The sequence below is a fragment of the Pseudorhodobacter turbinis genome, from assembly GCF_005234135.1.
GTDB lineage: Bacteria > Pseudomonadota > Alphaproteobacteria > Rhodobacterales > Rhodobacteraceae > Pseudorhodobacter > Pseudorhodobacter turbinis.
This window is the reverse complement of the sequence record NZ_CP039965.1, coordinates 1026740-1047260: the sequence shown is the minus strand read 5'-3', so window position 1 is coordinate 1047260 and position 20521 is coordinate 1026740. Positions and strand designations below refer to the sequence as shown.

Annotated in this window: 19 protein-coding genes; 9 read left to right on the top strand and 10 right to left on the bottom strand. The window is 59.3% G+C overall.

What is annotated here, in order from left to right; translation table 11 throughout:
- Positions 1 to 25 precede the first annotated feature (25 nt).
- Complete coding sequence (locus EOK75_RS17500; RefSeq protein WP_137195300.1) at positions 26 to 559, bottom strand: acyl-CoA thioesterase; 534 nt, start codon at positions 557 to 559, stop codon at positions 26 to 28.
- Positions 560 to 689: 130 nt separating this feature from the next.
- Here EOK75_RS17500 and EOK75_RS17495 point away from each other — a divergent pair, with 130 nt between their 5' ends.
- The 7 genes from EOK75_RS17495 (at position 690) to EOK75_RS17465 (ending at position 7534) form a co-directional block, all read left to right on the top strand.
- Positions 690 to 977, top strand: coding sequence for a YggT family protein (locus tag EOK75_RS17495; RefSeq protein WP_137195299.1), 288 nt, complete (start codon positions 690 to 692; stop codon positions 975 to 977).
- A 6-nt stretch (positions 978 to 983) separates the two neighbouring features.
- Complete coding sequence (gene recQ, locus EOK75_RS17490; RefSeq protein WP_137195298.1) at positions 984 to 3029, top strand: DNA helicase RecQ; 2046 nt, start codon at positions 984 to 986, stop codon at positions 3027 to 3029.
- A gap of 36 nt (positions 3030 to 3065) precedes the next feature.
- Positions 3066 to 3827, top strand: coding sequence for a peroxide stress protein YaaA (gene yaaA / locus EOK75_RS17485; protein WP_137195297.1), 762 nt, complete (start codon positions 3066 to 3068; stop codon positions 3825 to 3827).
- A gap of 114 nt (positions 3828 to 3941) precedes the next feature.
- Entirely contained in the window at positions 3942 to 4853 is a 912-nt protein-coding gene (locus EOK75_RS17480; RefSeq protein ID WP_137195296.1) for a metal ABC transporter substrate-binding protein, read from the top strand.
- Positions 4854 to 4896: 43 nt separating this feature from the next.
- Positions 4897 to 5817 carry a manganese/iron ABC transporter ATP-binding protein gene (locus EOK75_RS17475; protein WP_137195295.1) on the top strand — a complete coding sequence of 307 codons (921 nt, stop codon included), beginning with the start codon at positions 4897 to 4899 and terminating at the stop codon, positions 5815 to 5817.
- Positions 5814 to 6692, top strand: coding sequence for a metal ABC transporter permease (locus EOK75_RS17470; RefSeq protein ID WP_276612532.1), 879 nt, complete (start codon positions 5814 to 5816; stop codon positions 6690 to 6692). The genes EOK75_RS17475 and EOK75_RS17470 overlap by 4 nt, the downstream gene beginning before the upstream one ends.
- Entirely contained in the window at positions 6689 to 7534 is an 846-nt protein-coding gene (locus tag EOK75_RS17465) for a metal ABC transporter permease (RefSeq protein ID WP_137195294.1), read from the top strand. The genes EOK75_RS17470 and EOK75_RS17465 overlap by 4 nt, the downstream gene beginning before the upstream one ends.
- 18 nt (positions 7535 to 7552) lie before the next feature.
- Here the strand turns inward: EOK75_RS17465 and EOK75_RS17460 are convergent, their stop codons facing one another.
- The 3 genes from EOK75_RS17460 to EOK75_RS17450 form a co-directional block, all read right to left on the bottom strand.
- Entirely contained in the window at positions 7553 to 7903 is a 351-nt protein-coding gene (locus tag EOK75_RS17460; protein ID WP_137195293.1) for a DUF5368 domain-containing protein, read from the bottom strand.
- 10 nt (positions 7904 to 7913) lie between these two features.
- Positions 7914 to 9227: an NAD(P)/FAD-dependent oxidoreductase gene (locus EOK75_RS17455; protein WP_137195292.1), complete on the bottom strand. Its 1314-nt coding sequence runs from the start codon at positions 9225 to 9227 to the stop codon at positions 7914 to 7916.
- Positions 9228 to 9383: 156 nt separating this feature from the next.
- Entirely contained in the window at positions 9384 to 9779 is a 396-nt protein-coding gene (locus tag EOK75_RS17450) for a YbaN family protein (protein WP_240794080.1), read from the bottom strand.
- Between the two features lie 193 nt (positions 9780 to 9972).
- On the opposite strand from EOK75_RS17450, the gene EOK75_RS17445 reads away from it, so the two are divergent.
- Entirely contained in the window at positions 9973 to 11061 is a 1089-nt protein-coding gene (locus EOK75_RS17445) for an efflux RND transporter periplasmic adaptor subunit (protein ID WP_137195291.1), read from the top strand.
- A 10-nt stretch (positions 11062 to 11071) separates the two neighbouring features.
- Entirely contained in the window at positions 11072 to 14161 is a 3090-nt protein-coding gene (locus EOK75_RS17440) for an efflux RND transporter permease subunit (protein ID WP_137195290.1), read from the top strand.
- A 19-nt stretch (positions 14162 to 14180) separates the two neighbouring features.
- Here the strand turns inward: EOK75_RS17440 and EOK75_RS17435 are convergent, their stop codons facing one another.
- The 6 genes from EOK75_RS17435 to EOK75_RS17410 are packed head-to-tail and all read right to left on the bottom strand — an operon-like array spanning position 14181 to position 20516.
- Positions 14181 to 15209 (bottom strand): trans-3-hydroxy-L-proline dehydratase, encoded by a 1029-nt coding sequence (locus tag EOK75_RS17435; protein WP_137195289.1) that lies wholly within the window; start codon positions 15207 to 15209, stop codon positions 14181 to 14183.
- A 1-nt stretch (position 15210) separates the two neighbouring features.
- Positions 15211 to 16899 carry a cis-3-hydroxy-L-proline dehydratase gene (lhpI, locus tag EOK75_RS17430; protein WP_137195288.1) on the bottom strand — a complete coding sequence of 563 codons (1689 nt, stop codon included), beginning with the start codon at positions 16897 to 16899 and terminating at the stop codon, positions 15211 to 15213.
- Positions 16896 to 17897: a 4-hydroxyproline epimerase gene (locus tag EOK75_RS17425; RefSeq protein ID WP_137195287.1), complete on the bottom strand. Its 1002-nt coding sequence runs from the start codon at positions 17895 to 17897 to the stop codon at positions 16896 to 16898. Before EOK75_RS17425 ends, lhpI begins: the two co-directional genes overlap by 4 nt.
- A gap of 11 nt (positions 17898 to 17908) precedes the next feature.
- Entirely contained in the window at positions 17909 to 19132 is a 1224-nt protein-coding gene (locus EOK75_RS17420) for an NAD(P)/FAD-dependent oxidoreductase (RefSeq protein ID WP_137195286.1), read from the bottom strand.
- Between the two features lie 15 nt (positions 19133 to 19147).
- Positions 19148 to 19870 carry an amino acid ABC transporter ATP-binding protein gene (locus tag EOK75_RS17415; protein WP_137195285.1) on the bottom strand — a complete coding sequence of 241 codons (723 nt, stop codon included), beginning with the start codon at positions 19868 to 19870 and terminating at the stop codon, positions 19148 to 19150.
- The gene (locus EOK75_RS17410) at positions 19863 to 20516 is read right to left on the bottom strand and encodes an amino acid ABC transporter permease (RefSeq protein WP_137195284.1); all 654 of its coding nucleotides are present in this window, start codon (positions 20514 to 20516) and stop codon (positions 19863 to 19865) included. The genes EOK75_RS17415 and EOK75_RS17410 overlap by 8 nt, the downstream gene beginning before the upstream one ends.
- Between the last annotated feature and the right edge of the window lie 5 nt (positions 20517 to 20521).

Here is a 20521-nt window from a genome sequence, read left to right as displayed (position 1 = left end):
CTGAAACCGGCGTTTGACGCAAGGTTTATGCGCGCACCGGTGGCCAAGGGCGGTCGGCATCCGCGTCGATCCAGCCCTGCACCCAATCGGGCAGGGCGGGGCTTTGGGGCGATTGGCCAAGGGCTTGCAGGACCTGTTCGGGTGGCACGATTCCGGCCTTGGAGGTGATCGCGCTCCGCAGCAAGACGTGACTGGTACACTCACCATCCTTCCACATGCTTTGCTCGATATAAATAAAACGTGCATCCCAGCCGATACAGCGGGTAACCATCTCTATCCGGTGGAACAGCCGGACCCGGCGGCGATAGCGGGTGCTGGCACCGGCAACGGTCATCCCCCAGCCATTGGCCTTCAGCGTCTTATGCAGGCCTGTGCGCTGGCCCAAAGGCAGCCGCCCCAGATCATAAAGCGTCAGCGTGCGCCCGTTATTCAGCTCCCACCACGGGTCAATATCTTGGGGCCAGCAGCGGTGGTGGCTGATATGGGTACCCAGAATGGGAAGAGGGGGGGCATTGCGGAACTTCCACAACTCTTTGAACATGCGCAGATAGGGGTACATCGCGGCCTCCTTTTGTTGGTTTGGTTGCCGCACTGCGGCGCAATGGTCAAGCACAACCCTGCGGAAACGGTTGCCCTTTTTGCGCAGGCGGCTTACCTATCCACAATCCATAGTGGCCGGAGCCCCCTAAATGACCTCTTTGTTCGAAATCCTGATGCTTTTGCTGCAAGTCGCACAATTTTTCATCATCGCGCATATTATCATGAGCTGGTTGATCAACTTTCAGGTTCTGAACCTGCGCCAGCCTTTGGTTGGCCAAATCTGGAACGGTTTGAACCGGATTTTGGAGCCTGCATATTCGCGCCTTCGTTCCTTTTTGCCGCAAGGGTTGGGTCTTGATCTGGCACCACTGGTGGCGATTTTGGTGATCTATGTGTTGCGCATTGTTTTGGTGAATAACGCCGCCATGTTCTACTGATCCTTGATGTCTGACCCTTCTGATCTTCTCTCCTCTGTCTTCGGGTTTTCCGAATTCCGGCCCGGTCAGGCCGAGATTGTAAGCGCCGTTCTGGCTGGCGAAAACACGCTTGCGATCATGCCGACGGGGGGCGGGAAATCCCTGTGCTTCCAGCTGCCCGCGATGTGTCGCGAAGGGGTAACGGTTGTTATCTCGCCTTTGATCGCCCTTATGCGCGATCAGGTGCGTGCGCTGAAGGCGGCAGGGGTTGAGGCGGGCGCGCTGACCTCTGGCAACACGGATGAGGAAACCGAGGAGGTTTTCCGCGCGCTGGATGAAGGTCGCTTGAAGCTGCTGTACCTCGCGCCGGAACGTCTTGCCTCGGGGGCGTCGCTGCAAATGTTGCGCCGGATTGGCGTTTCCGCGATCGCGGTGGATGAGGCGCATTGCGTCAGCCAATGGGGCCATGACTTCCGGCCTGATTATCTGCGGATCGGGGAGTTGCGCCGCACGCTGAACGTGCCGCTTGCCGCCTTCACCGCCACCGCGGATGAGGAAACCCGCACCGAGATCATCTCGCGGCTGTTTGATGGAGAGGCTCCCTCGACCTTTCTGCGCGGCTTTGACCGGCCCAATATCCATCTGGCTTTTGCGGTCAAAGACAATCCGCGCAAGCAGATTCTGGCCTTTGCCGCCGCGCGTAAAGGGCAGTCGGGCATTGTCTATTGTGGTACCCGCGCCAAAACCGAAACGCTGGCCCAAGCGCTGGGCGAGGCGGGGCATTTGGCCACCTCTTATCACGGCGGCATGGATGCCGAGGATCGCCGCACCACCGAGGCCCGTTTCCAACGCGAGGACGGGTTGATCGTGGTGGCGACGGTGGCCTTTGGGATGGGGATCGACAAGCCCGATATCCGCTGGGTCGCCCATGCCGATTTACCCAAATCCATTGAGGGTTATTATCAGGAAATCGGCCGCGCCGGTCGTGACAGCGCCCCTGCCGAGACGCTGACGCTTTACGGTCCCGATGATATCCGCCTGCGCCGCTCGCAGATTGACGAAGGGCTTGCCCCGGTTGAACGCAAGGATGCCGATCATGCCCGCCTGAATGCGCTTTTGGGCTTGGCCGAGGCGACGGGCTGTCGCCGCCAAGTGTTGCTTGGATACTTTGGCGAAACCTCAACCGCTTGTAAAAACTGTGATATTTGCGACCGGCCCGCCTTGGTGTTTGATGCGACCGAGGCTGTGCGCAAGGCGCTTTCGGCGATTCTGCGCACGGGGGAATCCTTTGGCGCGGGGCATCTGATTGATATACTGACCGGCAATTCCACCGAAAAGGTGCGACAGCGTGGCCATGACCAATTGCCAACCTTTGCCGTGGGCAAGGAGCTGTCCAAGCCTGCATGGGGTGCTGTATTCCGTCAGATGATGGGGCGTGATCTGGTGCGCCCCGATACCGAACGTTACGGCGCGCTGCGCATGACCGATGCCGCCCGCCCCATTCTGCGCGGTGAGGAAAGCATCACCCTGCGCAAGGATACGATCCAGTCGGCGACCTCGCGCCCTGTGGTCAAGACGATGGTCTCGGACGAAGATGCGCCCCTGCTTTCCGCCCTCAAGGCCAAGCGCCGCGCCTTGGCCGAGGCGGCGCGCGTGCCGGCCTATGTGATCTTTCCCGACCGGACCCTGATCGAGATGGCCGAAACCCGCCCCGAAACCCTTGACGATATGGCGCGCATCAATGGCATCGGCGCGAAGAAGCTGGAAAGCTATGGCTCATCTTTTCTGGCGGTGGTTACGGGCGCGCAGGCCGAACAGCTTCACCCGCAACGGATGCGCCTTGCGGGGCGTGACGCGGGCGAGGTTTTTGACCGGCTGGCACAGGTGCATCTGGATTTGCAGCGCGGGCCAGATGGCATCGACAAACCGCTTTCCTGTACCCAAACCACCCTGCGCCATATCGCCGAAAGACGCCCCGCCACATTGGCCGAGCTGGACCGTATCCCCGGCATGGGCGGGCCAAAGACCGAACGTTTCGGCGCTGCATTTCTAACCGTTGTTGCGGGGGACTGACCCTTTGTCCTGCCCGCCCTCAAAAGGCTTATTGTTATGCTGACTGTGATTTCCCCCGCCAAACGTCTGGATGATGGGGCCACCTTGCCCGAAGGCATGACGGCGACGACACCGCGTTTTAGTGCTGACGCAAAGGTGCTGGCAGAGGTGGCGCAGCAGCTTTCCGCCGCTGATCTGCGTAAGTTGATGCATATCTCGCAGCCCTTGGCGGATTTGAACGTCACACGCTTTGCCAATTTCGCGGATGCCGATACCAAGCCCGCCGCCCTGTTTTTTGCCGGCGATACCTATGCCGGGCTAGAGGCAAAAACCCTTGACGCCGACGCGCTGCGTTGGGCCCAAGACCATCTGTGCATCCTGTCGGGGCTTTACGGGATGTTGCGGCCGCTGGATGCCATTGCGCCCTACCGTCTGGAGATGGGGAGCAAGTTGAAAAACCCGCGCGGTGCAGACCTTTATGCCTATTGGCGCGCTGAAATTGCCCCCGCGATCAATGCGCTGGCCGCCGATGTGCAGGCCCGCGCCTTGGTCAATTGCGCCTCGATCGAATATTTCGGCGCGGTGGATGTGGATGCTCTGACCATCCCCGTTATCACGCCGACCTTTCTTGAGGAAAAGAACGGCGAGGCCAAGATCGTCAGCTTTTACGCCAAGAAGGCCCGCGGTGCGATGGCGCGTTTCATTGCCGAAAACCGTTTGATGGACCCCGAGGCGCTTTGTGATTTCAACGTGGGTGGCTATGCCTATGACAAAGCCCGCTCTGCGCCGCACGCCCCTGTGTTTATCCGCAGCGCCTAAGCGGGACGGGGCTTGCGCGCCTTATGTTTTAAGATTGAGAATGATTATCAATGTCATTGACACTTGCGAATGGTTCGCATTATCTATGCGCAGATATACAACGGAGCCTGTAAAATGACCCTCGTTCGAAATGCCGTCCTTTCCAGCCTTGTTATGCTTGGCGCGACAAGCCTGTCTGCCAATGCGCAAAGCGGGGATAAACCGTTCAAGGTGGTGACCACTTTCACCATCCTGCAAGACATTGCGCAAAACGTAGCAGGCGACGCGGCAGAGGTGGTTTCCATCACCAAGCCGGGCGCAGAAATCCACGGATATGATCCCACGCCGCAAGATATTGTCAAAGCGTCGGGCGCCGATCTGGTGCTCTATAACGGCATGAACCTAGAGGTATGGTTTGAACAATTCATCGCTAATCTTGGCGACATGCCCTCTGCCGTGCTGACGGATGGTATCACCCCGATCTCGATCTCTGAGGGCGATTATGAGGGCAAACCAAATCCGCATGGCTGGATGGGGTTGGACAATGCGATGGTCTATGTCGATAATATCCAACAGGCTTTTGCGCAGCATGATCCCGAAAACGCCGAAACCTATGCCATGAACGCTGAAAGCTACAAGCAACAGATCCGCGACACCGTTGGCCCCTTGCGCGACCGTATTCTGGCGCTGCCAGAGCAAAGCCGCTGGCTGGTCAGCTGCGAAGGGGCGTTCAGCTATCTCGCGCGTGATTTCGGTTTGCAAGAGCTTTACCTTTGGCCGATCAACGCCGACCAAACCGGCACCCCACAGCAGGTGCGCAAAGTGATCGACGGCGTGCGTGAACACAGTATTCCGGCGGTCTTTTGTGAAAGCACGGTCAATCAGGCGCCTGCACAACAAGTGGCGCGGGAAACCGGTGCGGCCTATGGCGGGATGCTTTATGTTGACAGCCTGACTGATCCTGATGGTGCAGTGCCCACCTATCTTGATCTGTTGCGCGTCGATGCCGAAACCATTGCAGATGCCCTTGCGCCGCAGGCGAAGTAGGTATTTTCTGTCACTGCACTTATCCTTGAGAAGGACTGCTTTCATGCTTGACCAACCGCCACAGCTGCAAAGCGCTGTCACCTCTGCGGAGGCGTCTGGCGGCATTGTGGTGCGCGATGTTACTGTGACCTACCGCAATGGCCATACCGCGCTTTATGATGCCAGCTTCGAAATCCCGCGCGGGACGATCACAGGGTTGGTCGGGGTGAACGGGGCGGGGAAATCCACGCTGTTCAAGGCGATCATGGGGTTTGTGCCTGCTGCGCGTGGTGAAATCCGCTTGCTCGGGAAAACGGTGAAAGAGGCGCTTGCCGCCAATCTGGTCGCCTATGTTCCGCAATCCGAGGAGGTGGATTGGGCTTTTCCGGTTCTGGTCGAGGATGTGGTGATGATGGGGCGCTATGGCCATATGGGCTTTTTGCGCCGCGCCCGTGCTGCCGACTACGCGGCGGTGGACCGTGCCCTTGAACGCGTCAGCATGGTCGATTTTCGCAAACGCCAGATCGGAGAGCTTTCTGGCGGGCAGCGCAAACGGGTGTTTCTGGCGCGCAGTCTGGCGCAGGACGGCCAGGTGATCTTGCTGGATGAACCTTTCACCGGCGTCGATGTGAAAACCGAAGAGCAGATCATCACCCTGCTGCGCGAGCTACGTGATGAGGGTCGTGTGATGCTTGTCTCGACCCATAACCTTGGTTCTGTGCCCGAGTTTTGTGACCGCACGGTCTTGGTCAAAGGCACCGTTCTGGCCTACGGCCCGACCGAAGAGACCTTTACCCGTGATAATCTTGAACATGCCTTTGGCGGTGTGTTGCGGCATTTCACCCTTGGTGCCGGCCAGTTGCACGATGATGACGACCCCCGCGAGGTGACAGTGATCACCGATGACGAGCGTCCCTTTGTGCAATACGGCGTCAAGCATCGGGGCCATGCCGCGCTGCCCAAGAAAACCGGAGGCGCCGCGTGATTGCCACTTTGTTAGAGCCATTCGGTTACAGCTATATGTTCAATGCGATGTGGGTCTCGGCGCTGGTCGGCGGGGTATGCGCGTTTTTGTCGTGCTACCTTATGCTCAAAGGTTGGTCGCTGATCGGTGACGCGCTAAGCCATTCTGTCGTGCCGGGGGTTGCTGGGGCCTATATGCTGGGCCTGCCTTTTGCGCTTGGGGCGTTTTTGTCGGGCGGTTTGGCGGCGGGGGCGATGTTGTTTTTGTCGGGGCGGTCAGGCCTGAAAATCGATGTGATCATCGGCATCATTTTTACATCGTTTTTCGGTCTTGGGCTGTTCATGCTGTCATTGTCGCCGGCCTCAATTTCAATCCAGACCATCATCATGGGCAATATTCTTGCCATCACGCCTGAGGATACGCTGCAACTGGCCATCATCGGCTTTGTCAGCCTTGCGGTGCTTTTGGCCAAGTGGAAAGATCTGATGGTGGTGTTTTTTGACGAAAACCACGCCCGCACAATCGGTTTGCGGCCAGATGTTCTGAAGGCGGTGTTTTTCTTGCTGCTTTCCGCCTCTATTGTGGCGGCAATGGTGACGGTGGGGGCATTTTTGGTGATTGCCCTTGTGGTGACACCGGGTGCGACGGCCTATTTGCTGTGTGACCGTTTCCCGCGTCTGATTGTTTTGTCGGTGATTATTGGCTCGGTCACCAGCTTTCTGGGCGCCTATGCCAGCTACTTTTTGGATGGGGCGACGGGGGGCGTGATTGTGACGCTGCAAACGATGATCTTCTTGCTGGCCTTTGTGTTCGCGCCCAAACACGGGATGCGGGCGGCGCGGGCCAAGGCGCGTGCGGCGCTGCGCAATGGACCGACGGTGGGGGCGCAGCCATGATCGACACGTTGCTTTTACCGTTCCAGTTTCCCTTTATGCAGAATGCGTTCTGGATTGCGCTTTTGGTCGCCCCGCCGACGGCTTTGCTTTCGTGTTTTTTGGTATTGAAGGGCTGGGCGTTGATGGGGGATGCCGTCAGCCATGCCACCTTGCCGGGGATCGTGTTGGCGTGGATGCTGGGGCTGCCACTGATCGTAGGCGCGTTTTCGGCGGGGATGCTGTGTGCGCTTGCCACCGGCTACTTGGCGGATAACGGGCGGGTGAAACAAGATACGGTTATGGGGGTGGTTTTTTCGGGCATGTTCGGGGTCGGGATCATCCTTTACACCTCGATCAGTACGAATGAGCATCTGGACCACATCCTCTTTGGCAACATGCTGGGCGTGGGGTCCAAGGACCTTTGGACATCGGGGGTGATCGGTGTGCTGGTAGCGGGACTGTTGGTGTTGAAGTGGAAAGACCTGCTGCTGCATGCGTTTGATCCGGCGCAGGCGCGGGCCTCGGGGCTGCGGACCAATGTGCTGCACTATGGGTTGCTTAGTTTGCTGTCGCTGACCATCGTCTCAACCCTGTCGTCGGTCGGGTTGATTTTGGCCGTGGCCTTGTTGGTAACACCCGGTGCCATCGCCTTTCTGCTGGTGCGCAGTTTCGGGCAGATGATGATCGTCTCTGTGGTGGCCTGTCTGGGGTCGATGCTGGCGGGATGCTATGCCAGTTTTTACGTCGATAGCGCGCCTGCGGCGACGATTGTGTTGATCTTGACGGGGGTGTTCATCATGGCCTTTGTGCGCAGGCTTTATGTCACGCGCCAAACCTCACAGCGGATGGCCCCGCCCGTATAAGGGGCGGGGGTTGCCGGATCATTCGGGCGTTTTGCGGATGAGCGATTGCGCGGTATAGACCAGAATGGCCGCGCCAACCGCCCCCATCGCCGCGACGCCAAGCAGCACGATCACATCAACCGGCCCGCCGACATCGCGAAAATGCGAGTGGGTCATGGTTTGCACAAACAGCACGGCGGCAATCGCGCCAAAGGGCATTGAGATTTGAGCCAGAAGAAATTTCTTCATCGACATTTCACGGTCCCGGATCAGCACATAAAGATAGGCCACCGTCACCACGACGGCCGCGGCGACCATCCCCCAAAACAGGGTGCGGCCAAAGATTTCCTCGAACACCGCGATCATCGTTTCAAATGTAAGTTGTTCCATGGTTTTCCCCTTATGCCTTGCCGCGTAACATGGCGTTATAGGTGGCTTTCAGGGCCACTTCCTTCATCAACCAACTGATCCACAACTCCTCCAGCGGGGCGATGATGCCCGGGAAGGAAGGGACGAGGTTGTTGTTATAATCAAACTCCACCAACATCGCGCGCCCTACGCGGGTGATCATCGGACAAGAGGTATAACCGCCATAGCTGGCCGTGCCCTCATTGCCCTGAATGGCCGCGATCAGATGGTCCTCGACCACCGGCACCTGAAATTTGACCGAAGCCGCGGTTTTGCCCTTTGGCACGCCCGCAACATCGCCAAGCGCAAAAATCTCGGGGAAACGCAGGTGGCGCAGGTTGTGCATGTCCACCTCGGCCCAGCCCTGATCGACCCATTTATCGGCCCAGCTTAGGCCCGATTGACGGACAAAATCGGGGGCGCGCTGTGGCGGAATGACGTGCAGGTAATCATAGGGCATCTCGGTGTCGCCCTCTGGCGTGGCAAAGGTCGCCAACTTCTTGCCCGGCTCAACGGCCTTGAGGACATGGCTGTAATGGGGCGTGATACCGCGGTCCAGAAACAGCATCCGCACCTTTTCCGAGACAATTGGCACCCCGAAAAGCGTGTGGTCATGGGCGGCGTAATGCATGTCATGCTTGCCCTTGCCCGCCGTGCGCTTGGCGATGTCGTCAATCAAGAACGCATGTTTCAACGGCGCGCCTGCGCATTTCATTTCCGTGGCCGGGCGGGTGAAGATGCCAATGCCGCCCTCTTCGGTGAACTTTTGCGCGGCAGTCCATGTGCGCGCGGCCTCATCCGGCCCCGCATAAAGCGCGCCGATGCCGCCCGTGCCGACCAGATCAAGCGAGAAGCCCTCGATCGCATCATGGTCCAGCACAAGGCCGGGGGCCAGGATCAAGAAGTCATAGGGCAAGGTTTGCCCGCTGGCAGTGCTGACGGTTTTGGCGATGGGATCAACGGCCGCGACCGCCTCGGGGATATGGGTGATGCCCTTGGGCAACCAGTCGGTGGTCTTGGATTGCGTATAGGCGGCTGGTTTCAGCCCCGCCGCAACCAGTGTCAGGCCGGGTTGGTACAAATGGTCGACGCGCGGATCAAGTATGGTGATCGCGGCCCCCTCGAGCCGGTCCACCAGCCGGTTGACAAGTGCCGTACCCGCAGCCCCCGCGCCGATCATGACAATCCGCGCCTTGGTTTTGAAACGTGCCGCCTTGGCTGGTGTGGTGGCTGTAATCGCCAGACCGCCTGCGACCAGCCCTAAAAAAGCGCGACGGGAGGCTGTTAGATCTTTAATCTGGGTCATGCTCGACTCCCTTGAAGAAATGCTTGCACGCCGGCGGATGGCAGGCGACGAAATATATATTCGTGAAATAGAATTTATTATACAAAGCGGTTCTGGGCATTGATCTGCGTCAAGACAGCGCAGAATTGCGCCCCTACCCAGATATGGCCGGAGGGATCAGCGATGTGGTCGGGTTAAAACGAACAGCGCCGCGCCGCCCATAAACATCAGCTGCAATCCCAAGGCAAAGGCCGGCGCGCCCGCCAGAAGGGCGCCGACGAAGGCGGTTGTCATCATGCCAACGGCCATTGCTTTATGTCTCGGGGCAATGGCGCCATTGGATTGCCAGCTTGAGATTGCGGGGCCGAAAGTCGGGCTTGCGATCAGCTTTGCATGCAGGCTTGGTGCGCTTTTGGCAAAGGAGAACGCCGCCAGAATTATAAAAGGCGTGGTGGGAAGCAGCGGCAGAACCACGCCGATGGCCCCCAAAAACAACGAGACACCCCCAAGCATCCGCCAACCCCAAAGCGACATGAAGGCACGCGCACCTTTGCGGGAGGAGGTGTGGGTCATCGGCTATCCTTTGAGCTGGTCTTGGCCGTTCTATCGCAGCCGCTGGGGTGGGGCAATCGATGCACCCTGCTTTGCATGGGCTGAACACGAAACTATGAACGTAAAAAATGGCTTTTGCGTCATGGCTGTGGCTGGCAATGCCTGTGACGCTATGTCATAGCAAGCACATAGAATATTGACCCAAGGAAGTCAGATGATCAAACGTCTCATTATTGCAGTTGTTTTGCTAACCTTGATTGTTGGCGGGATCGTTGGGTTCAATCTGTTCCGCGACAAGATGATCGCCCAGTATTTCGCCACGATGACGCCGCCTGCGGTTTCTGTATCGACCGTCAAGGCAGAGCCGATCGTCTGGCAGTCGGGGATTGATGCCGTGGGAACTGCACTCGCATCGCAAGGCGTTGATCTGGCGGTTGAGGCCTCCGGTCTGGTGCGCAGCATTCACTTCAAGGCCAACGACAAGGTTGCAGCAGACCAGGCGCTGCTTCAACTTGATGAGCGGATTGAGCGTGCGGATTTAGGCGCGGCAGAAGCGTCGCTTGACCTTGCCGTCACGCAGTTGAACCGCAATAAAACCTTGCAGGAACGCGGCATCAGCACCACCAATACCGTCGATACTGCCGAGGTTCAGGAAAAAAGCGCGCGCGCACAGGTTGCGAAGCTTACGGCCATTCTGGACCAAAAGGAAATGGTTGCCCCCTTCAGCGGTGTGATAGGTATTCCACGGGTCGAGGAAGGCGAATATGTCACCCCCGGCATGATCTATGCCACTTTGCAAAACCTTGACCGGATGCAGGCCGAGTTTACCGTCCCCGAACAACAGATCGCCGCAGTGGCGATTGGTATGGAAGTGACGGCGCAGACCGAGGCCGGCGATATGCAATTCACCGGCAAGATTATCGCGATTGAGCCGCGCGTCGATCCGGTCTCGCGGTTGGTGACCCTGCGCGCCCTGATTTCCGATACGGATGGCAAGCTTTTCCCGGGTCAGTTCTTGCGCATGCGTGTCACACTGCCGTCCGAGGAGGGCGTGCTGGCGCTGCCGCAAACTGCTGTGACCTCTAACCTTTATGGCGATTCCGTTTTTGTGGTGCGCGAAGGCGAGACGCTGACGGTGGCGCAGGTTTTCGTCAAGGTCGGTCGCCGCTCTGGCGGGATGGTCGAGATTACGGATGGTATCGCGGCAGGGGATGAGGTCGTCAACGCCGGTCAGAACCGTCTGACGGGCGGTGCAACTGTTGCAGTCGATAACGATGTGTCACCTGCGGCGGCAGTGGAATAAGGGCGAAACCATGCATTTCTCTGAAATCTTCATCCGCCGACCGGTTCTTTCTTCGGTGCTTGCGGCCTTTATTATCCTTTTGGGTCTGCAGTCTGTTTTCAACCTGCCTGTCCGCCAATATCCCGAGGTAGAAGAAACCGTGGTGACGATTACCACGGTCTATCCCGGTGCCGCGCCGGACCTTATTCAGGGCTTTGTGACCGCCCCGATTGCCGCCGCTGTCGCGACGACCGAAAATATTGACTATGTCAGCAGCCAGTCGCGGCCCTCGGCGTCCGTGGTGTCGGTGAAAATGCAATTGGGTGCCAATTCCGAAGCGGCGCTGACCGAGGTTCTGTCCAAGGTCCAGCAGGTGCGCGGCAAGCTGCCCGGCGATGCCGAAGATCCGATTATCACCAAAGGCACGGGCCAAACCTTCGCGCTGATGTATCTGGCGGCGCAAAACCCGAATATGACGCCAGAGCAGCTGACCGAATATCTTGAACGCGTGGTCCGTCCGCGTGTCTCCACCATCGATGGTGTGGCCGAGATGCAGATCATCGGGGCGGCCAACTATGCGATGCGGGTGTGGATTGATCCGCTGCGTTTGGCTGCGCGTAAAGTGACAGCCGGTGAGGTGCTTGCCGCGATCCGGGCCTCTAACTTCCTGTCTGCTCCGGGCAGCACCGAAAACGAATATGTCACCTATTCGATCAGCCTCGAGTCCACGCTGCAAACCGCCGAGGCCTTTGGTGCCTTGCCCCTGATCACGACGGATACCGGCGTTGTGCGCCTGCGCGATGTCGCCACGGTAGAGCTTGCCTCAAAGGACCAAGAGGAAATCGTGACCTTCGACGGTGAGGGCGGTACCTTTATCGGCATTACCGCCACGCCTGCGGCCAACCCGTTGACCACTGCCGAAGCGGTGCTGACGGCACTGCCCAGCCTGAACGACAGTTTGCCCGAGGGCATGACCCTTAAACTGGTCTACGATTCGACGGAAACCATCAGCAGCTCCATCTATGAGGTGTTCAAAACCATCGCTGAGGCGGTGGCGATTGTGATCGTGGTGATCATCCTGTTCCTCGGCTCTTTCCGGTCGGTCTTGATGCCGGTTGTCACGATTCCACTGTCGTTGATCGGTGTTTGTACCATCCTTCTGGCGCTGGGATATTCGATTAACCTGCTGACATTGCTGGCGATGGTCCTTGCCATCGGCTTGGTGGTTGATGATGCGATTGTGGTGGTGGAAAACATCCACCGGCATATCGAAGAGGGCATGGCCCCCGCGCCGGCCGCGATCAAGGGTATGAAGGAAATCGCAGGGCCGGTTATCGCCATGACCCTGACCTTGGCCGCCGTTCTGGCACCACTGGCCTTTACCGGCGGTTTGACCGGCAGCCTCTTTACCGAATTTGCTATGACTTTGGCCGGTGCGGTTGTTATTTCCGGGGTCGTCGCGCTGACGATCACACCGGCCATGGCCGCTCGTTTGCTGAGCCATGGCAACGCAAGCCGGTTCCAAAAGATCGTGGACCGGACCTCTGATCGTGTATCAAACTGGTATGAGCGTCGGGTTTCCTCATCGCTGGATTACCGCCCTGTTACCCTGCTGATGGTTGTGGCCTTGCTTGGCGTCACGGGGTTCATGTTTATGAACACCACCAGTGAGCTTGCCCCCGAAGAGGATCAAGGCGCTTTGTTCGCCTTCCTGAACGGGCCGCGCTATGCCACGACCGATTACACCTCACTTTATATCGAGGAGGTGACCAAATCCACCGCCGAGGTCGAAGAGGTTGATGTCGGCTTTTCCATCGCGGGCTTTGGGGGTTCGAAAAATACCGGCATCTATATCTGGTCGTTGAAAGACTGGGCAGATCGTAGTCGCAGCCAGCAAGAGGTTCAGGTCGATATTCAGGCCAGCCTTGCAAAAAATACTGGCGTGCAGGGGTTCGTCTTTGCGCCACCGACCTTGCCGGGTGCCGGGGGTGGCTTGCCGGTGTCCTTGGTGATCCAGTCGATCTATGCGCCCGAACGCGTGGTCGAAGTGGCCGAAGAAATTCGCCAAAAAGCCATGGCTTCGGGGCGGTTCATCGTTGTGCAAAACTCGCTCAGCTTTGATGCGCCGCAGGTGACGGTGACGATTGACCGCGAACGGGCTGCCAGCCTTAACGTGCCGATTTCCGACATCGGGACAACTTTGGCGCTGTTGGTGGGTGGCAATGCGGTTGCGCAGTTCGATCTGGAAAGCAACAGCTACGACATCATCACGCAGGTGCCGCAAGAATGGCGCAACAACCCCGAGCGTCTGGGCCAGTTCTTTGTGCGCGCTTCGGGCGGGGCATTGGTGCCGTTGTCTTCGGTCGTGTCGGTGAACACCGGGGCGAGTGCGGCCTCGATCGAGCAGTTCAACCAGTTGAATGCCGCCACGCTAACTGCGCTGCCCTCGATCGGGACGTCGACGGGGGATGGTCTGGCCCAGCTGGAACAGATCGCCCGCGAGGTTCTACCCGACGGGTTTTTCATCGAATACTCCGGCCAATCGCGGTTGGAGGTGGAGCAGGGCAATGCCATTATTTTTGCCTTTGCCGCCGCTTTGGTGGTGATTTACCTGGTGCTTGCCGCGCAGTTTGAAAGCTTCCGTGACCCCTTCATCATCTTGATGTCGGTGCCGCTGTCGATCTTTGGCGCGATCTTGCCGCTGAACCTTGGGCTGGGGACGTTGAACATCTATTCGCAGGTCGGGCTTATCACGTTGATTGGTCTGATCACCAAGCACGGGATTTTGATGGTCGAATTTGCCAACCAGCAACGTGAGGAACATAACCTTTCGCGGCGTGAGGCGATTGTGGCCGCTGCGAAAACCCGTTTGCGCCCGATCTTGATGACCACCGCCGCGATGGCGCTGGCCGTGGTTCCGTTGATCCTGGCCGAAGGGGCAGGGGCTGCGGCGCGTCAGGCGATGGGCTTGGTAATCTTTACCGGTCTGCTGATCGGCACGATATTTACGCTCTTCGTGGTGCCGATGTTTTACACCTATATCTCACGCTCTGACGCGCAGTTTCTTACCGCGCAAAGCGATAAGAAAAAGATGTTTGAGGCAGAAGCAGGCAAGGCCTGACCTTGAGGGCGCGCAGCGGTTAGCGCGCGCCCCAAGTATCCGTTAGGCGGTAGCCCTCGGGCCACGGATCGGAGGGATCCAGCATGTGCTGGTGGGTTCCGGTGATCCAGCCACGGCCCGAAATCTCGGGGATGACAGCGGGTCTATTGCCCACTGTGGTTTCGCCCACGATCCGGCCGACAAAGGTCGATCCGATGACCGAGACGATGGTCAAATGATCGTCCAGCCCCATCTCTCCCTTGGCATGCAAAACCGCCATCCGCGCCGAAAGCGCCGTGCCGGTAGGCGAACGGTCAACCTTGCCCGGCTGGATCGCCACCGCTGAGCCTGCGCGCAGCGCGTTACCTTCACGGGTGACGGGGCCTGCGAAAAGGCAAAAGGAGAAATGTGTCCAATCAGGGTTATCGGGGTGATGAAATTTCAGCTGCGCATTGGCGGCATTGGTGATCTTCACGCCCATTTTGGCGATGAAATGCGCCTCGTCGGCGACCAGATCAAGGCCAAGTGCTGCGGCATCGACGATGATGAAACTATCGCCTCCATAGGCGGTGTCAACGGTCAGGGTGCCGATGCCCTCTACCTCCAACGTCAGGCCCAAATCGGCGGCAAAGCTGGGCAGGTTTTGCACGAAAATACGCTCTGCCTTGCCGTCTTTACATTCTGCGCGCACATGGACCAAGCCTCCGGGCGCCTCAAGCACCATGCGGGTTTCAGGTTCTTGCATCGGGACCAACCCGCCGTCCAGCAGCACCGTCGACACACAGATAGAGTTGGAGCCCGACATCGGCGGCGTATCTTCTGGCTCCATAATAATGAACGCCGCATCGGCGCGGGGGTCCTTGGGCGGCACCAGCAGGTTTACATGGCGGAACACCCCGCCGCGGGGTTCATTAAGCACGAAGTTGCGCAGGGTCTGATCCTTGGCGATCCAGCGTGATTGTTCCCAGATCGTATCGCCGGGGGGCGGCAGGACGCCGCCGACGATGACATCGCCAACTTCGCCTTCGGCATGGGCGGAAATGACGTGAATGGTTTTGCTGCTGCGCATGTTATGCCTCTTTTAGCCAAGCGGGGGGATGTGCCGGTGCGTGTCCGGTTTGTGCGGCGGTGGCGCAATCGGCCAATGAACCAAAGCGCACGGCGCGGCCTGAAAGCCCGGGCCCGTAATGGGCGTATTTGCCGGAGTTCGTCATCAGCGTTGTGGCCGCCGGTGGGAACACAGGTTCGGTTATGGAACACCAGCAGATATCGGCAACCAGCTGTACATCTGCTGCCTGCAGGGTATCTAATGTGCCGTCGGCTTTGATGGCCGCCAGCACCTCACGGCCCAAGGTGACAATCACGGCCGTGTCGGGATGGCGGGGTTTTCCCTTTAGCAATGCGGCCAGCTTGCGAGCCTCAACCAGCGAGAAATGCGGGCTGCCAAAGGCAATGAGGTCCATATGTTTGGGCGAGGGATCGGGGTTTAATTGCCCCCAGATCCGCGCCAGATCTTTGATATCAGCAGTTTCAGGCACGGCATCGGGCGCGATCAGATGCGCCTCGGGCGTGTGGCCCGCAACATGCAGCATCGGCGCGGCAGATGTCGTGCCAAAGGCCGCGCACATCGCCTTGAGGTCATCGGGCGAGGGCGATAGATGTTCCAGCCCTGCAAGCAGGGGAATGCGGTCGGGCGCGCGTTGCCCCGCCAGATAGCCCAGCATCGGCCAAAGCGCATCATCGGCCCCAGCAGGTGCTGTGACATGGATCACCAGCCTCGCCTGCCGGTTTTCCGGCAGGTAAACACCGGACAAAGGCGCGCGGCCCGTCATCGCGATGAACAGATCAAGATAGTCGGGGTGTTTGACCGTACGCGCCCCCAACACGCTATTGGCATAGACCACGGCATTGGATTCCGACCAGCCGATGGCCTCACCCTCTTTCGGGGCGGTATCCAGCAGGTAGGGCGCGCAGGTAAAGGTCGGGCGCGCACCCATGGCAACATAGGCATCGGCCAGACGGGCGGCGCGCAACCCGAAATCGGGGGCAACACCTTGGGCGCGCCAGTTGCCGTGATCCACCGAAATCGCGTTGATTGAGGTGGGGATGCATGTTTTCGCGCCCATCTCTGCCATAGCCTCAGCAAAGCGCAGGTTGGCGGCATTGGCCAGAATGCAGCCGTCGATATGACCTTGGGTGACATCGATCAGTGTCTGCGCGCCCTGCAAGGTGGCCATGGCGCAGATCACCTCCATCGCGATGCGGCGGGCGGGGCCGTCATCGCCGTTCAGCATCGCGTGATCCTGCGGCGTCAGATCAAGCGCGGTGACGGGCAGCGGCGCCAAGGGCAGGGTCACGCCATCGGCGATCAGCGCATCCTCGGTCAGCTCGGCATTTTGGGCGGCGGCAACCGTGTCATAGGCCGCAGGCCCCAGTCGGATAACCGGCACGGGTCGGTCGAACATCTTGCCCGCGATCATCGCGCCAAGGGTGACGACGTCTTCGGCCTCACGAAAGACAAAGGCGGCGGGTGCGATCCCGTTCAGCGCAAGATCAAGCATAACGCCGCTGCCGCTGCACGATCCGCGCGTGGTCGGCATCACCAGAATTTTGCCCGTCAGGCATTGCCCGTGCAGCGGATGGTGTGCATCGATCACCATGCCCGTCAGCGGATCAACCCCGCCCCAAAAGCTGATCCCCTCGGCAGAGGCCAGAACTTTGCCGCTGGCGCGGCCCGCGATGATGGCTTGCCCGCTCATTTGACGACGAACCCATGTGCAAAGGGGTCGCGATCATCGATGAAGATGGTGTTGAAGCCCGTCACCCGCGCCCAACCGGCGATAGAGGGGATGATGGCGGGTTTGCCTGCCACGGTGGTTGCCGCCTCGACGCGGCCCTTGAACAGCGATCCGATGATGGATTCATGCACATAGTCATCGCCTACGGCCAGCTTGCCCTTGGCCACCAGCTGCGCCATGCGCGACGAGGTGCCGGTGCCGCAGGGGGAACGGTCAATCGCCTTATCGCCATAAAGCACCGCATTGCGCCCATGGGCCGCGGGGTCCCGCGCGGCACCCGTCCATAGAATATGTGACAAACCGCAGATCGCGGGATGCTCGGGGTGGATGAATTCATATTTGGCGTTCAGCGCATCGCGCAGCTTGCGGCCCAGATGCACCAGTTCCCCCGCCGAATAATCTGCCATATCGGCAAAGTTTTTCTGCGGGTCCACGATGGCATAGAAGTTACCGCCGTAAGAGACATCAACGACCACCTCGCCCATGCCCTCAACCTCGGCGGTCAGCCCTTCGGAGTGCAGGAAGCCGGGCACGTTGGTCAGGCGCACTTCCTCGACAAAGCGGCCCTCTTGCCTGTAGGTCACATCCACGCGGCCCGCGGGCGTATCAAGGCGCAACACGCCGGGGGTTGCGGGGCGGATCAGCCCGTTTTCCAGCGCGATCGTCACCGTGCCGATGGTGCCATGGCCGCACATCGGCAAACAGCCCGAGGTCTCGATGAACAGCACCGCAACATCGCAATCGCTGCGTGTGGGCGGGAACAGGATCGCGCCGGACATTTGGTCATGGCCGCGCGGCTCAAACATCAATCCGGTGCGGATCCAGTCAAATTCCGCCAGAAAATGAGCGCGCTTTTCCAGCATCGTATCGCCAACCAGCATCGGTGCACCGCCGGTGACAAGGCGCACCGGGTTGCCGCAGGTATGACCATCAATGCAGGGGAAGGTATAGGTCGTCATGGTGTTGGCTTTCAGAAACGCGCGGGCGCGAAGGGGGTGAGGTCGATGTCGGGGGTCTTGCCCGTCAAAAGATCGGCGATGATCTGGGCGGTGCCTGCGGATTGGGTCAGGCCAAGATGGCCGTGCCCGAAAGCGCAGATCGTGTTGGGCTGACCGGGCAGGGGGCCAAGCGCGGGCAGGCTGTCGGGTAGCGAGGGGCGAAACCCCATCCATTGCACACCACCCGAGGTATCGAGGGAGGGCATGAAACGTTTGGCCTTGGTCAGCATCGCATCGGCGCGGGCATAATTGGGTGGTAGTTTCAGCCCGCCCAGCTCTACCGCGCCACCGACGCGGATACCCGATGACAGCTTGGAGATCACAAACCCATGCCCGCCAAATGTCACCTGACAGCGCAGATCGGCAGCACCCAAAGGCAGGGTGGTATTATAGCCGCGCTCGGTTTCCAGCGGGATCTTGACGCCAGCGGTGCGCGCCAGATGGTGTGAAAACGCCCCCGCCGCCAAAACCACGCGGCCCCTCATCGCGCCAAGGGCGGTGTCTACGCCGTCGGCCAAAAGATGCGTGGCTTCGGTGATCACCACCTCGCCGCCATTGGCGCAAAACTGCGCGGCAAGTGCCTCGGTGTAATCTTTTGGATCGGCGATGGAATACCATTCCGGCGTGAAAGTGGCATGGGTAAAACGCGCATCCAGCCCCGGTTGACGGTCGGCAATCGCGTCACCTGTCAGATGCTCGAACGGGATGCCTGCCTTGGCGCGCAGCGTCCAACTTGGCAGGCTCGCGTCAAATTCCGCCTGCCCCTCATAGACCTGCAACTGCCCGTCATGCCGCAGCATCGACGACAGGCCATGTGCTGCCAAAAACGGCTGTAAAGCCGCCTTGGACAAGGCCATCAACCCCGTTTGCGCAATGGTTGAGGCCCGCACCTGCGCAGGCCAGCTTGCCCGCCAGAACCGCAGCATCCACGGCGCGATATTCAAGGCATAGCGCGGCGGCACCGAAAGCGGGCCCAGCGGGTCAAGCAACCATTTCGGCGCTTGCCGGATGACGCGGGGCGAGGCGAGCGGCAAGATATCGGTAAAGGCAAAAGCCCCCGCATTACCAGCGGAGGCCCCGGCACAGATCCCCTTGCGATCAATCACGCGCACCGACAACCCGCGTGCCTGTGCGGCAAGCGCAACCGACAAGCCAACCACGCCTGCGCCGACAACGACGACCTCTACCGATTTCATGGTGTTTCGCCTTTACTACCGTATGTTTGACAGAAATTTCTGCGTCTCGGGATGTTGGGGCGCGTTGAAAAACTCGTTTGATGGCGCAATCTCGGCCATGATCCCCTTGTGGAAAAACGCCACCCTGTCCGAGACGTCGCGCGCAAAGGTCATCTCATGGGTCACGCAGATCATGGTCATGCCGTCATCGGCAAGCAGCTTCAACGTATCCAGAACCTCACCCACCAATTGCGGATCAAGCGCGGAGGTTACCTCGTCAAACAGCACGTATTCGGGGGACATCGCCAGCGCGCGGGCAATCGCCATCCGCTGCTGTTGCCCGCCCGAAAGCCTGCCGGGATAGACCGAAAGCTTGTCGGCCAAACCGACATGGGCCAACTGCTTTTCCGCGACGGCCTCGGCCTCGGCCTTGGACATGCCAAGCACTTTGCGCGGGGCGAGGGTGACGTTCTCCAGCACGGTCAAATGCGGGAAGGCGTTGAACTGCTGGAACACAATGCCGATCTTGCGGCGCAGCCTGTTGAGGTCGGTGGTCTTGGCGTGAACCTCTACCCCGTCGACAAGGATGGAACCGGAGTTGATCGGCTCCAACCCGTTGATGCAGGTCAGCAGCGTCGATTTACCCGAGCCGGACCCGCCGATGACCGAAACCACTTCGCCCTTTTTTACGGTCAGGTTGATGCCTTTCAGCACTTCCAGCGTGCCAAAGGATTTGTAGACGTCTTTAATCTCAATCATTCTCGCGCCACCTTTTTTCGAGTTGGCTGCCAAAGCGGGCAATGGGGAAGCTTAGCAGGAAGTAAATCAGACCTACGACAAGCAGGATGAACATCGGCTCTTGCAGGCGGGTCACAAGGATCTGGCCCGAGCGGAGCAGTTCGATCAGCCCCAGCCACAGCACCAGCGCGCTGTCTTTCAGCACGCCCAATGTCAGGCCGATCCAGCTTGGCAAGGCCACACGAAGGGCCATCGGGAACACGACATAAGTCATATCCTGCCCCCAGCTTAGGCCCAATGATCGTGCCGCGCGGCGTGTCACCATCGGCACCGCATCAATCGCGCCGCGCACAATCTCGGTGCAATAGGCCGAGGTATAAAGCGCCAGAATAATGCAGGACGTGGCGAAAGGCGGCAGGTTCAGCCCCGCAATCGCCTGAAATGCATTGGCCAGCACAAGTTGGATCAGCAGCGGGACCGAGCGGAAGATATCCAGCACAAACGTCAGCGGCAGCGCCGCCCAAGGGCTGATTTGTGCACGGATAACGCCGAACAGCAGGCCCATCAATGTACCGCCCGTCACCGCGAAAAAGGTGACGGCAATCGTCATCCCCGCGCCTTTGGCCAGGAACATAAGGTCGCTTAGCGTCAATGAGGTTTCAAACATGGCGC

What these genes read in the sequence shown, in the direction of transcription:
- EOK75_RS17500 (WP_137195300.1), bottom strand. Translation starts at nt 559, where the DNA reads ATGTACCCCTATCTGCGCATGTTCAAAGAGTTGTGGAAGTTCCGCAAT.
- EOK75_RS17495 (WP_137195299.1), top strand. Translation starts at nt 690, where the DNA reads ATGACCTCTTTGTTCGAAATCCTGATGCTTTTGCTGCAAGTCGCACAA.
- recQ (WP_137195298.1), top strand. Translation starts at nt 984, where the DNA reads ATGTCTGACCCTTCTGATCTTCTCTCCTCTGTCTTCGGGTTTTCCGAA.
- yaaA (WP_137195297.1), top strand. Translation starts at nt 3,066, where the DNA reads ATGCTGACTGTGATTTCCCCCGCCAAACGTCTGGATGATGGGGCCACC.
- EOK75_RS17480 (WP_137195296.1), top strand. Translation starts at nt 3,942, where the DNA reads ATGACCCTCGTTCGAAATGCCGTCCTTTCCAGCCTTGTTATGCTTGGC.
- EOK75_RS17475 (WP_137195295.1), top strand. Translation starts at nt 4,897, where the DNA reads ATGCTTGACCAACCGCCACAGCTGCAAAGCGCTGTCACCTCTGCGGAG.
- EOK75_RS17465 (WP_137195294.1), top strand. Translation starts at nt 6,689, where the DNA reads ATGATCGACACGTTGCTTTTACCGTTCCAGTTTCCCTTTATGCAGAAT.
- EOK75_RS17460 (WP_137195293.1), bottom strand. Translation starts at nt 7,903, where the DNA reads ATGGAACAACTTACATTTGAAACGATGATCGCGGTGTTCGAGGAAATC.
- EOK75_RS17455 (WP_137195292.1), bottom strand. Translation starts at nt 9,227, where the DNA reads ATGACCCAGATTAAAGATCTAACAGCCTCCCGTCGCGCTTTTTTAGGG.
- EOK75_RS17450 (WP_240794080.1), bottom strand. Translation starts at nt 9,779, where the DNA reads ATGACCCACACCTCCTCCCGCAAAGGTGCGCGTGCCTTCATGTCGCTT.
- EOK75_RS17445 (WP_137195291.1), top strand. Translation starts at nt 9,973, where the DNA reads ATGATCAAACGTCTCATTATTGCAGTTGTTTTGCTAACCTTGATTGTT.
- EOK75_RS17440 (WP_137195290.1), top strand. Translation starts at nt 11,072, where the DNA reads ATGCATTTCTCTGAAATCTTCATCCGCCGACCGGTTCTTTCTTCGGTG.
- EOK75_RS17435 (WP_137195289.1), bottom strand. Translation starts at nt 15,209, where the DNA reads ATGCGCAGCAGCAAAACCATTCACGTCATTTCCGCCCATGCCGAAGGC.
- lhpI (WP_137195288.1), bottom strand. Translation starts at nt 16,899, where the DNA reads ATGAGCGGGCAAGCCATCATCGCGGGCCGCGCCAGCGGCAAAGTTCTG.
- EOK75_RS17425 (WP_137195287.1), bottom strand. Translation starts at nt 17,897, where the DNA reads ATGACGACCTATACCTTCCCCTGCATTGATGGTCATACCTGCGGCAAC.
- EOK75_RS17420 (WP_137195286.1), bottom strand. Translation starts at nt 19,132, where the DNA reads ATGAAATCGGTAGAGGTCGTCGTTGTCGGCGCAGGCGTGGTTGGCTTG.
- EOK75_RS17415 (WP_137195285.1), bottom strand. Translation starts at nt 19,870, where the DNA reads ATGATTGAGATTAAAGACGTCTACAAATCCTTTGGCACGCTGGAAGTG.
- EOK75_RS17410 (WP_137195284.1), bottom strand. Translation starts at nt 20,516, where the DNA reads ATGTTTGAAACCTCATTGACGCTAAGCGACCTTATGTTCCTGGCCAAA.